The sequence below is a fragment of the Bacillus sp. MMSF_3353 genome (assembly GCF_030733445.1).
Classification (GTDB): domain Bacteria; phylum Bacillota; class Bacilli; order Bacillales; family Bacillaceae_G; genus Bacillus_A; species Bacillus_A wiedmannii.
Genome location: NZ_JASHJA010000057.1, coordinates 1 through 13,397, shown reverse-complemented (window position 1 = coordinate 13,397; position 13,397 = coordinate 1). Strand labels below are relative to the sequence as shown.

The 13,397-nt window shown below is 31.2% G+C and carries 10 protein-coding genes; 8 read left to right on the top strand and 2 right to left on the bottom strand.

The window, feature by feature from the left end:
- Positions 1-280: 280 nt before the first annotated feature.
- The 5 genes from RBB48_RS30655 (at position 281) to RBB48_RS30635 (ending at position 5,829) form a co-directional block, all read left to right on the top strand.
- Positions 281-2,284, top strand: coding sequence for a fibronectin type III domain-containing protein (locus RBB48_RS30655; RefSeq protein ID WP_306008765.1), 2,004 nt, complete (start codon positions 281-283; stop codon positions 2,282-2,284).
- A gap of 262 nt (positions 2,285-2,546) precedes the next feature.
- The gene (locus RBB48_RS30650; RefSeq protein ID WP_306008764.1) at positions 2,547-3,542 is read left to right on the top strand and encodes a DUF4046 domain-containing protein; all 996 of its coding nucleotides are present in this window, start codon (positions 2,547-2,549) and stop codon (positions 3,540-3,542) included.
- Between the two features lie 403 nt (positions 3,543-3,945).
- Positions 3,946-4,329, top strand: a complete 384-nt coding sequence (locus tag RBB48_RS30645) for a GntR family transcriptional regulator (RefSeq protein WP_306008763.1) — start codon at positions 3,946-3,948, stop codon at positions 4,327-4,329.
- The gene (locus RBB48_RS30640; RefSeq protein WP_306008762.1) at positions 4,326-5,192 is read left to right on the top strand and encodes an ABC transporter ATP-binding protein; all 867 of its coding nucleotides are present in this window, start codon (positions 4,326-4,328) and stop codon (positions 5,190-5,192) included. The genes RBB48_RS30645 and RBB48_RS30640 overlap by 4 nt, the downstream gene beginning before the upstream one ends.
- On the top strand, positions 5,182-5,829 hold the full coding sequence (locus tag RBB48_RS30635) for an ABC-2 transporter permease (protein ID WP_306008761.1): 648 nt from the start codon (positions 5,182-5,184) through the stop codon (positions 5,827-5,829). Before RBB48_RS30640 ends, RBB48_RS30635 begins: the two co-directional genes overlap by 11 nt.
- 350 nt (positions 5,830-6,179) lie before the next feature.
- Here the strand turns inward: RBB48_RS30635 and RBB48_RS30630 are convergent, their stop codons facing one another.
- Together RBB48_RS30630 and tnpA are read right to left on the bottom strand one after the other, a co-directional pair.
- Entirely contained in the window at positions 6,180-7,292 is a 1,113-nt protein-coding gene (locus RBB48_RS30630; RefSeq protein WP_306008760.1) for an RNA-guided endonuclease TnpB family protein, read from the bottom strand.
- Positions 7,293-7,303: 11 nt separating this feature from the next.
- Positions 7,304-7,702 carry an IS200/IS605 family transposase gene (gene tnpA, locus RBB48_RS30625; RefSeq protein ID WP_306008759.1) on the bottom strand — a complete coding sequence of 133 codons (399 nt, stop codon included), beginning with the start codon at positions 7,700-7,702 and terminating at the stop codon, positions 7,304-7,306.
- A gap of 1,061 nt (positions 7,703-8,763) precedes the next feature.
- Here tnpA and RBB48_RS30620 point away from each other — a divergent pair.
- The 3 genes from RBB48_RS30620 (at position 8,764) to RBB48_RS30610 (ending at position 13,209) form a co-directional block, all read left to right on the top strand.
- The gene (locus RBB48_RS30620) at positions 8,764-9,327 is read left to right on the top strand and encodes a methyltransferase (RefSeq protein WP_306008758.1); all 564 of its coding nucleotides are present in this window, start codon (positions 8,764-8,766) and stop codon (positions 9,325-9,327) included.
- A 716-nt stretch (positions 9,328-10,043) separates the two neighbouring features.
- On the top strand, positions 10,044-11,459 hold the full coding sequence (locus RBB48_RS30615; protein ID WP_306008757.1) for a phosphatidylinositol-specific phospholipase C: 1,416 nt from the start codon (positions 10,044-10,046) through the stop codon (positions 11,457-11,459).
- Between the two features lie 1,507 nt (positions 11,460-12,966).
- Positions 12,967-13,209 carry a hypothetical protein gene (locus RBB48_RS30610; RefSeq protein WP_306008756.1) on the top strand — a complete coding sequence of 81 codons (243 nt, stop codon included), beginning with the start codon at positions 12,967-12,969 and terminating at the stop codon, positions 13,207-13,209.
- The last annotated feature ends 188 nt before the right edge of the window (positions 13,210-13,397 follow it).

Sequence of the window (13,397 nt, the reverse complement as noted above, 5' to 3'; positions counted from 1 at the left end):
ATTTCCTGTAGTTTATGAGAAGAAATATATTATTTTTGAATGAATATCATTATATTTCCCTCTAATTTGTTTCATTTTTTGTAAGTTGTTATCCTACTAAATGAGGGTAATCATCACATATAAAAATTAGCATTAACCAAAAATGTCAAAGACATTCATACTTTTATATCAGTATCGGAAGTTACGGCAATAATTCTTCAGAATATATTTTAAAAGGATTTTTATATTGCAAAATATAATTTTTTTAAAAATTATAAATTAGAAGTGAGGAGATATTATTATGATTATAAAAAAACATCCATTTCGTACTCTAGCAAAAACAGCTGTTGCATTAACTATGATAATTCCTACATCCCAAGCCATTAGCCAACCGTTTGCGTATGCTCAAGAAAATATAACCAAATCTCAACAACAAGTAGCACCATTTTGGAATAAAAACAAAGATTATCCAGGCGAATCTTATGTTACATATGAAGGTAAGGTTTATCATTCTTTGTATTGGGTAAATGCAGGTACCTTACCTACCCAACAATTTAGCGGTTGGGAATTATATACTGGTTCAGAATATATACCTGACAATAGCGATCCAAATGATTTATTTGGTGAAGGAATAACTTGGCCAACTCATGTTTTTGCACCATATGTAGATAACGGCATGAATCCTCAAAATCTATTAAAATATGCCCAAGAAACAAATACTAGTTTCTTCACGCTTTCGTTTATAGTGGCTGATAAAAATGGAAATCCAGTATGGGGAGGAAGTCATACCCCTATTGGAGATGGTAACTTAGATGATCAAATTAAACAAATTAGAAAAATAGGTGGAGATGTTAAAGTATCTTTTGGTGGAGCAAATGCTGGTAATATACCTGGATTAGGGGCAGATCTTGCCGCAGCTATTACAGATGTGAATAAATTAAAAGATGCTTATAAAAGTGTAATTAACACATTACATTTAACACACATGGATTTTGATATTGAAGGCGTCTTAGTCGCTCACCCAGAATCTATCGAAAGAAGATCAAAAGCAATTGCGTTATTACAAAAGGAATTAAAAGCTGAAGGTAAAGATGTAAAAATTGGTTATACCTTACCAGTAATGCCTTATGGCCTAACTAATGATGGGCTAAATGTGATTCAAAACGCTATAAAACATGATGTAGATTTAAATTCAGTTAATATTATGACTATGGATTACGGGCAACAAAACCAACAAATGGGACAAGCTGCGATAGATGCTATTAATAGCTTGCATGGACAATTAACTAATTTATATAAGGGTTCTATTAAAGATTCTGACATTTGGAAAATGATTGCTGTTACACCTATGATAGGAAAAAATGATACTCAAAATGAAACTTTCACATTAAATAATGCAAAAGAATTGTTCCAATTTGCCAAAGAAAAAGGTATTGGGGAAATTAGTATGTGGTCAGTGTATCGTGATAAAAAAGCTACTGAAAGTTGGCAAATCGGTCAGGCAACTGGAGATGCTTCTGGATTACCCGATGTAGACGATGGTGCCTTTTCTAAACTATTTTCTGCTTTTAATAGTAGTACTGAAATTGACGTAATCGCTCCAACAGCTCCTTCTAACCTACGTTCTGTTAGTAAGACAACAACAACTGTTGAGCTACAGTGGGAAGCTTCCACAGATAACATTGATGTGAAAGAATATGAAGTTTATCGTGATGGAAAAAAAGTAGGAACAACAAAAACAACACGTTATGAAGATACGGGATTACAAGCCAATACAAAATATAATTTTACAATTAAAGCTACAGATGCAGCAGGAAATAAGTCAAAAAGTAGCAATGAAGTTTCAGTTACAACAAAGGAAGAGAATCCAGAACAAACAGCTCCAACGGCTCCAACAGGATTACAAGCATCAGATGCTACTACAAACAGTGTTCATTTAATATGGGAAGGATCCATAAGTAATGTTGGTATAAAAGGGTATGAGATTTATCGTAACGGTACGAAAATAGCTACAAGCCCTTCAACTTACTATACAGATGAAAATTTACTGGCTAGTACTGAATATAGATATATGGTAAAAGCTATAGATACTCAAGGAAAAGTATCAGTTGCAAGTAATGAAATCAAAATCACAACAAAAGATGCCCCCTCTTCTGAGTATAATGCATGGGATTCGTATGCTGCATATAAAAAAGGAGATAGAGTAGAACATCAAGGTAAAATTTATGAGGCAGTTCAAAGTTATCAAGGATACGGTGATCCAAATTGGATTTTCTCATTATCTTTATGGAAAGTAATTAAATAAACCGTAATACTATTAAATAAAAGACATCTTTCTTTTCAGATTGATGTCTTTTATGAATTGAAAATTATATTTTACAAATCTATTCTTTCATTTGCCCTAAACTATATATTTTCTATAGGTAATTCTTATTTTACATTACTATGATTTGACTAAACATCATATTTTCTAAGTTAAGACAGAGTTTACATTTTTAATAGTTCGGACGAAAGTCATAACATTAAAATCTTTTTAACTATATATATAATTAAAAGAAGGTTGTAAGATGCAGACGAACACTAATACTATAGAGGACATCTATCAGGAGATATTAGATGGAAAAAGAAATAGATTTCCACCAAATACTTGGAATTTAGATAAAAATAATCAATTGGCCAGAAGAGTAACAAAGTATTTAGTAACAAAAATTTTGAATTGGAATGAAGAAGAGATAAAACAGAATTGGAATAACAAATTGATTGCAAAGTATCGATTACGTGGTGTATTGAAGCACAAATATAATAATAGTCCATATGCAATGATTAATGATTTATATCCGAATCAATTTAAAGAATGGGAATTTAGAATGACACCATTAAATTTTTGGACGAAAGAAAAGGCCCTACAATTATTAAAATGGTTAATTGAAGAAGAGGAGAAATTACCACCACAAAAACTCTTACAAATTTATGGGCAAAAATGGTTAATTGAACATCGACTAAGTGCACCTCTAAGGGTGATTTGGAATGGAAGTCCGTATGCGATGATTAATGATTTATATCCAAATCGATTTAAAGAATGGGAATTTAATAAGGCTCCTAATAAGTTTTGGACGAAAGAAAAAACATTACAAGCACTAAAATGGACAATTGAGGAAAAAGAAAAATTAAATCTGGATCAATTGAAGAATATATACGAAAATAAATGGTTAGCCCAATCAGGATTGCGTGGAGCCTGTCAATTATATTGGAATGATAGTCCATATGCAATGATTAATGATTTATATCCAAATCAATTTAAAGAATGGGAATTTAAGATGACACCTAGTGGTTTTTGGACGAGAGAAAAAGCGCTAGATGCATTACGGTGGACAATTGAAGAAAAAGAAAAGCTGACAGATAATCAATTATTACAGCAATACACAATGCAGTGGCTTAAAAGCCATAGGCTATGGACACCTGTAGTAAGATACTGGAATGGAAGCCCATACGCAATGATTAATGATTTATATCCAAATAAATATATAAAAAGTTCATTCAGAGGATATATAAATAAAGCTTAATATTATTAGACATAACTTAATTAAAATGAAAGCTTAACTTGATAAACAAGCTAGCAACTTCAGCAATGAAGCAATAGCTTGTTTTCATCTATCCTTAACCTCCATTTTTATTTTCACATATGTATTACTTTTTTTCATATGTCTCACAAGTCATTAATATAACTCCACCATTCAAGCTCCTCTACCCCAGTATCTAAGACTTAAGATTTTAGCATTTTGTTAACAAAAAAAGTAAGAAATTTATATGAAGATTTCGTTATAGATTTTTCTAAAATGAAACTTTTGTGAACTTTATAACAAGATAACTTGTTAAACCATTTTCAATAACTTATAATTTCAACTGTATATGGTGTGTATGGTGTATATCATATACAGTCACACTTACCGATGGAGAGGTATTTTAATGAAAATTATTTTAAATAATGCATCAAATCAACCTTTATATCAACAAATAAAGGAACAAATTAAAGATTCTATATTTAATAATGAATTGACAGAAGGTGAACAATTACCATCAATCCGTGTATTGGCTAATGATTTACATGTAAGTATGTTAACCACAAAAAGAGTTTATGCGGAACTAGAATCCGAAGGTTTTATCGTTACCAGGGTTGGAAAAGGTACTTATGTAGCATCTACAAACTTAGAATTATTAATGGAATCTAAGCGTCATATGATTGAAGTAAAATTGACAGAAGTGTGCAAAATGGCTCGAAGTATTGGAATCCATAATGAGGAACTCTATTCGATGTTAGATTTAATCTTAAAGGAGGAAGATGAAGAATGAATGCAGTGTTAGAAGTGAAGAATCTAAACAAAGCTTATGATAATTTTTCATTAAAAGATGTGACATTTTCACTTAACCAGGACTGTATAACCGGTTTTATTGGTACTAATGGTTCTGGGAAAACTACAACTATTAAAGCTATCCTCGGGCTCGTACTCAAAGATTCGGGTGAAATTAATTTTTTAGAAAAGGATATAGATAAACATGAACGAAAATCCAAAAATAAAATTGGTGTCGTGTTAGACGAAGGGTACTTTTACGATGAATTAACATTAAAAGAAATGAAGAATGTAATCGCCCCTTCCTATACTGAATGGGATGAGCAAGTTTTTTTAAAGTATATTAAACAATTTAATTTAAATCTAGGACAAAAAATTTCTACCCTCTCCAAAGGAATGCGAATGAAATTTGCAGTTGCTCTAGCTTTATCCCACCACGCAGATCTATTAATAATGGATGAACCCACAAGTGGGCTTGATCCGTTGGTTCGAAGTGAACTGATAGACATACTTCTAGATTTTATGAAAGAACCAGGAAAGAGTGTCTTTTTTTCTACTCATATTACCTCAGATCTAGATAAAATAGCAGACATGATTATTTTAATAGATGATGGTCAAATATTAATTGATGAAGAAAAAGATGCACTAGTAGAATCACATGCATTAGTAAAAGGTGATAATCAATTGATTAATAATCAAACAGAAAAACTCTTTTTGAATTTGAGTCAAACTAAATATGGATTTGAAGGGATTACTCATAAAATAGATGATGTTTGTCGGCTTATGCCAGGTGTTTTGATGGAAAGACCAACTATAGAAAATATAATGCTTTCTTATATTGGAGGAAACGACTATGCTAATTAACCTTGTTGTAAAAGACATACTGTTAGTAAAAAGATATTTTTCTATATTACTCGTTTTCGCAGCTATTGCACCAATCTATCTTTCTACTCAGTTACACCTCAACGATGGTGGACTTATTGGTTTTCTTTTAACAGTAGTTTTTATGGAGCATATTTTATTTGGTACAATATCCAAATTCGAAGACCAATATAAAGGAGCAGCTCTACTTTGTGCAACACCATATACTAGAAGTGCCTTTGTAAAAGCAAAATATCTCTTTCTATTGGTAGTTTTTCTTTGTGCCTCAATTATTCGAATGATAATTTCAATTATTATACCATCTGGTATCGAGAATCTTAGTATAAACGCTCTCGGAATAACATTCTTAGTTGTTAGTATTTTGTTTGGAATACTACTCCCTTTCCAATTTAAATTTGGTTTTGATAAAACAAGAATGATTTCTTTTATTGTTGTCTTTTTGACACCTTTTGTAGCTCCTACTCTTATAAAAGAAATTCAGTTGAGCCATCTGAATTTTACACTCCCTCTTCCATTCCCATCAATTATCATGGCATGGATGCCTTGTCTCGTTTCAATAGTTATTAGCATTATATCAATGATAATTTCACTGAAGATATATGCAAAAAAAGATTTATAATTAGTTTAAGGGGCATTTTAAAAAATATGTTTTATCATCCCATACTTATCGAAGTTACGTCAACGCACAAGATACTTCAGTTCTCAGCATAGGAACTACTGACAAAGCCTACTAAGAAAGCTGATAGATACATCGATTTTAGCAGGTATCTACCACTTCAAATATTTCGTTATTTACTTTCTAAATCTAGAGCATTGATCTATGTCTCGAGTGAACTACCCGCCACTTAACGTCCTAACGGACTGTTTGAAGTGGGGGCTTCTCGGTTAGTCGTTACTTTTGGTAGCTAACGAATTCGTCCTAAGACAGCCGAGCTAGCTCCCTTGTTCCAAGGGTTATTTTATTGCTATCTATGCTAACGCTAATAGGCGTATTGCTTCATTTTTGATATTGATAGCTGCGTTATAATCTCTATCGAGATTTACACCGCATATACAAGAATAGACTCGCTCAGACAATGACATATTTTTCACATTTCCACAACTGCTACATGTTTTTGTGGAAGGAAACCATTTGTGTATTTTCACAAGCTGTTTGCCTTGTTCATTTAGTTTATAAGCTAAGAAAGAAGTGAACATACCCCAAGCATTATCAGCGATGCTTTTTCCAAAATGAAGTGCTTGCGATATTCTCTTCATATTTAGATCTTCAATAGCTACAACATCAAAATGAGTAGCTAACTTTTTAGACTTATGATGAAGGAAGTTCTTACGCTGGTTTGCTACTTTTTCATGCAGCTTAGCTACACGGATACGTTGTTTATTCCAACGCCCTGAACCTTTTGTACGTCTTGATAATACTCGTTGAGCCTTTGCTAATTGGTCTAACATTTCACGATAGAACTTAGGATAATTGGCTCTCTCATCCTCAGAACTGACGTATAATTGATCCATCGCAAAGTCTAATCCAACAACTGTTTCTACTTCTTTTTGTAGGATCTCTTTTTCGTATTCAGTCAAAATGGACACATAGTATTTACCAGTAGGTGTCATAGAAATCGTACATGACTTGATTATATGGTCTTGTGGTATTTCTCTATGCTGTTTGATACGTACCATTTTCAGTTTTGGCAATTTGATATGACCGTTAAGCAACATAATATTTCCGTTCACTACATTCGTTGTATAAGACTTTCTGTCTTTTTTGCTTTTGAATGTTGGAAAGTCATTTTGACCATGAAAGAAATTCTTATAGGCAGTTTGCAAGTTTAGTTGAGCATTTGCCAAAGCTAATGAATCAACTTCTTTTAACCACTCAAATTCTGCTTTGTATTTTGCAGGAGTGGGATGCTTTTGTTTCTTTAGTTGATCCTTATCATCTTTATGTTTTTCATACGCTTCTTTCCGTTCAGCTAACATTTTGTTATACACGAAACGTACACAACCGAAGGTTTTACGTATAAGATGTGCTTGGTCTCCTGTTGGATACAAACGGAATTTATATGCTTTATTCTGCTTTGTCATATCATTTCACCTCACTTTTCACTTTGATTTTCAATATATGTTTTTACTGCGTCTATTGGCGAACCACCAGTAGTTAGCAAGCAAAAACTTCTTGACCAAAACATCTCTTTCCAAAGTTTCTTTTTCACTTGTGGAAAGTCTCTCTTGATTAGTCGAGAGCTTGCACTTTTATAAGCATTGATGAATTTTGTCATTTCTGTATTAGGGTGTGCCTTGAACAAAATATGAACATGGTCTACATCATGATTCCATTCAACTAATGTGATGTTATAGTTTTCAGATAGTCGAACAAACATATCTTTTGCATAGTCTGACATATCATCATCAAACACATTTCTTCTGTATTTCACGACCAACACAAGGTGATAATACAACAAGAATACTGAATGGTTATTACTATCTAATTTCATTTATATACCACCCTTTACAATTTATAAGACTGATTATATCAGAGGCAAAATAAAAAGGAAAACCTTTTGGCTACGCCAAACCGAAATTCATCTCTCACCTACCGTTGGGCTACGCCCTTCACACGCTTGAGGAAGGAGAATTCTTTCGGAAAATTCGTTAAAATGCATCCCTTGTCAATTAAGTGATGTAATTTAGATAGTTATTTGATAAAAAAGGAGGGATGAATGTTCAATCAACCGACACAACTACTTCTTAGGAAGTGTGTTATAGTTAATTCAGAATCAATACTGCTTAGCAGCATTAATTCTCACCTATCTTTTATTTATTTGTTTTTACACCAACTTAAAGGAAAGACCAACTATATTTTTAGTTGGTCTTTCCTTTTGTTATTAGAACACGATTAAGAATCGCTTAGTTTATATACAAATTACTATTTATTTTACGATAATGTACATATACTTCCGATAGAATTCTATCGTTCTCTTGATAAAATATGAAAAACATAACTAGTTAAGGTATCTTTCAAAAAAAAATCGAAACAAAAAGAACTTGTAATATATAATTACAAGTTCTTTTTATCGTAGCTTAAACACATTGGAACTATAACTTGTAAACAACAACATTAGAGGAAGGGGTGAATTATCCCCTTAAAATGATTATATAACTAATATTCATATTTTGAGATTGAAACCTTGAACATTTCGTTAATTTTAATAATCACTTTAATATTCTGCATTTTTAATTTACATAAATATTTGTAATTCTATACATTATAATAAAACAAAATAACCCAAAAATAAAAATATATGTGAATTTTTTTATATTTTTTTTGATATTAATAGAATATTTTATGATTATCATTTCATTTTCACTCTAATATTGCCATGTTTGTAGATTGCTATTAGAGATTTACCGTCTAAAACTTACTTAAAATTGGTTAGGATTGAATACATTGACTGAAAATTGAGAAATCAAATGCATATTGATACTATTATGATATAAATTATCTGTCAGTAATTTATAGTTTATTATCATACATTAAAAAGGAGGAAGTAAAATTATGAAGAAGAAAATCATTACAGCAACTGCTCTGGCTGCAACATTAGCTACAGGGGCATTACCTACAACATCAGTATTTGCTGCTGAGACAGTTGCTCCTATCCAACAACAGGAATCACAAATTAGTATTCAACCGTTTGCACAAAGTAATCTAGAAACGGCTGTTCAAGCTGCATTAAATGGTCCCGAAGTCAAAAAAATTAAAGTATTTGAGCATGAATTTAATGTAAAAGAAATTGAAGTTGTGGATCGAGGTGCAGCTGGTAAAGATGTATATGGACAAATCTCTCATCATTTAAGCTTCCGTCCAGATGATCAACTTTACTATAAATTCACAAAAAAAGATGGTGAGGTAACGGGATTCGAATTCCATATTGATAGAGGCGGCTGGACACCAATTGTAGCTCCACTCTTATCACTTCTTGCTGCATATAACGGAATTCCTGTTAATCCAAATGATTTAAATTCACTCGGTCAACAACTTGGAAAGGTTATCGATGGTAGTTGGGAACATGCAGGACAATCTATTGCTACTGCAGTTAGTTTAAGCTTTAATGAGAAATAAGCTTATAGGCATTATTTAGGATTACAGAGAAGTATTATTCGTAAATTTTTCTAAAATGATATTATATGTAACAAATCCATTTCTAACTTTAATGCAGTAATAAGAGAGAGACTCTCCCCAAAAGTCTTTTGATCTCAGATATGGAATTCATATAATTTTGTCATATAATATCTACATTAATTTACATTAAGAATTATGTAAATATTACCGATTTTAATAAATCATTGTACTTCGGAAAACAGACGTCTAGTTTAAGACTTCTGTTTTCTTTGTATAATATTAGATTTAAATTGCATGCCCTATAAAGTACATGAAGTATGATAATATACTTTGTCATCATTTCACTAAACTTGCACATGATTATTTTGGCCTTCCCATCCTTGTATGATTACATTTCTAAACTTATGTTCCCAGTGTACGATGGCTTTTGAGCAAATCTAAATGAGAATATTCCTCTCTAAATTTTAAAGCTAACACAATATTTTAAGGTAAATGACAATAGTAACTCTGATGATAGCTAATATATCACCTTATTTGACTTACTTTCTTTTTAACTTAACAAACCCTTTGGTACCTATTATAAATTTGGAACTATTTATAAAAACTAAATTTTTAAATTAATACGCTCTATTATTCTCATGCTAAACTTTATGCATATGGTAAAAGCACCTAAATTATTATATAAGACTAATTTGTTTAAAATCAGGAGAGATATAATGAAGAAAATAAAGATAAAAAAACATTTAAAATTCGGGATTCTTACTTGTTTTACACTAGCGAGTTTATGTACAGCTTCAATAGTATTTGCTGATAGACATCCAGGTTATTCCTATGAGTCCGATTTAGGTTATCGAAATCCAAACTGGATGTCAAAATTGGAAGATACAAAAAGAATAAGCGAATTATCTATTCCAGGTACTCATGGTTCAATGGCTTTACATGGAGCGAGTTTTATTGATGAGAATTTGACAAGAAATCAAATAATGCCCCTATCTCAGCAGTTCAATGCAGGAATACGTTATGTAGACATGCGTGTTAAACGTGTGAAAAATTCTTTTGCCATGCAGCATGGTATTGTAAATCAAAAAGCAATGTTTGAAGATGTATTAAAAGAAACAATCCAATTTTTAAGAGAAAACCCTCAAGAAACAATTTTAATGCGCTTTAAAGAGGAAACTAATCCAGAGAACAGCTCACTGTCATTCGAGGAGATATTTAAAAGTTATAAAGACCGTAATGCGTCCTATTTTTGGGAACCTAATTCTGTGCCATTTTCAGAAAGAAATAACCCTAAGTTAGGAGATATCCGCGGAAAAATTGTAATACTACAAAACTTCGCAGCATCTGAAGAATTCGGAATTAATTATGAATCATTAGATATCCAAGATAATTTTGAAGTTAACGCTGGACCGGATGGAATGTATGAGAAATGGAATGCAGTAAAAAACCAGCTTCTAAAGGCAAATAAAGATTCTAACAAGAATCATATCTATCTCAACCATTTTAGCGGTACAGGTGGCGCTACAGCATTATGGAATAATTATTATCCTTGGTTTGTTGCAAGTGGAAAGGAAAATCGAGATACTGGTAGTAACCCACAGTTAATTCAAAAAAATACAACAAATGAATGGAAAGACTTCCCTCGCGATACAAATGGTCAAGTATTTTATGGTGGGATGAATACAATGGGGACAGATTTCATACTACAAGGTGGGATTAGACATTCTGGTATCATTGCAGCTGATTTTCCAGGTCCAGGTTTAATAGATAGTATCATTAAATTAAATGGAATAAACGTTAATGAAAAAGAAATATTGATTTCCCAAATTTCTTCTGACTCTAAGCCATTGCCTGGAGAAAAGAACCGATCCAGCCAAAACTTTAGTATAAATAATTTACCCCCAGGGACACTGGGTTTAAAATGGATTATTGAACCTACCCAGGGAGAGGCTTCTGACAGTATCTCTTTCAATATTATGGTCGATGTTTCTCTGGGTCTAGATCGTGTTAGTTGGAGCAATATTTCAAATGAGTCCAGGACTGCAGCAGATACAAATTCTAAATACTATATCGCAAATCCAAGTGGTGTGAATCACCCATTTACAGTAAAAATATATGCTATCACCAATTAATTTTTTTGAAGGATTATTTTATCCTTCCGTCGGTTTAAGAAGTTCACTTACCTTATGTATCAAAAGAGCATTCTCTCCAGGTATGCTATATTAAAGGCAACAATAAAAAAGAATCTAGAAATGCCACTAGATTCTTTTTTATTTTTAGAAACAATTCATATTAAGATAAAAATGCTTTTATTCTATATAAAATAGTCGAAGTAAAAATTAATAAACCGCTGACTTACCTAAAAGTTAAAGTACTATAACTAAAATTTCATTCCATTTTGGTAATTGATTCATTTCACCTCTATTCGCGGGAACACCTTGTATAGAAAACAACATTTCTTGATCTCGTATCCCGTTACTTTCATATCAGTACATAATCATATCTCCTTTCTGCATATATAATTTACTTATAGCAAAGGCGTTCATTCTTGATTTCAAATAACTACTTATAACCAACGAGCAGTAACCATTGTATCTTAATGATACTTATAACATAGAAAAACTGACAGTAAAACACATTCTGTTTTCCAGAAATAACGATTTAAAATCAATAAGTAATGGTTAATTCTTCTATTCTTTCTCACAACTAAAAGACTATCATAATAATCATTACAATAAATACCCATAAACTCCATATATACTACAGATTATATTTGTATGATACCTATATCAATAGAAAGGGATGATTTAGGTTGCTGACACTCTATATAATATATCTGTTTTTATCAATTGCTATCATGTTATTCTTATTTTCAAGCACAATCGGTTAATTTTATTGATTATATCAAGCTCACTTCTTTTCATCAAAAAAGAAAAAAGAACAATAGAAAAGGCATTTTAAATCTACTCTTTAACCAATACCCATAATATTTTATTACTTAGTATTTAATTGGAAATAATAAGTGATTAAAGTTATTAAATGCTTACAGCATAATTAAAAGCTAAGCTCATCACCACGGATTATAACTACAAAAGCATATATGACAACATTTCACTTCTAATTATTAATAAAACATCCCCATATGTTTTAAGTAAATCATTATACTTTAATTAGCTATGCTTATTCTTTCCTTTTTCTTTGCAAGATAACCTGTTCTAGTTAGTTGGATAAAAATATGGCGACAGCCGTTTGCCATCAAGTTAATAAAACTTAGATAGCCCTTAATTAAAAAATAGGAATAAGCCAGTTATATATATATCAATCCAAAGTTCTTTTCATACAAGAAAGCCAAAATCTCTTCCCCATATTAATGAGAAATTTCTATTACTATCAAGCAAACCGAAATTAGGGGAATTTAGTTAATAGAAAGCGTTCTTCTTTTTCTAAAAAGCTAAATTATTAAATTAAAGAAAATATATACCTTTCAGTTCCCTCCTACAGATAAAGCAACTTACCCCGCTTCCTAATACCTACTGATTTGTTACACAAAATTGAATTCCATAAAAATTTGAATTTCATAACACCCAGGAATACAATGAATATAGTATATACCTTATTTTTTAGAAAGAAGGATTGAACATGAAAACCAAAGTAGCTAAATCAATTCAAAATTTGCAATTGAAATCCTTTGAAATGATGACAAATTCTTTTTCTTTTAAATCTATTTTGCGTGGAACTGGTATGACTTTTGTAATTATTTTTGGATCATCTTTGATTAACGATTCTTCTTTATTTTCATTAAATTCTTTGATGGTAATATTGGGTTTCTTTTTAATCTTTACGCCATATATTTTTAATATTGCTGAGAAGTCTAATATATAACTTAATTTCCGACATTTAATCATTGACTTAAAAATTATTAAGCACCCAAAACAAGAAATTCACACACTTTTAATTAGAAGGTGTGAATTTTTTTGTTTGGGTCTATTTGCTCTTAAATTTATAGTTAAGTGATACTACTTCAATTAATTAATTTTTATTTCTAGTTTAAAATTATGCAAATGGGTAGC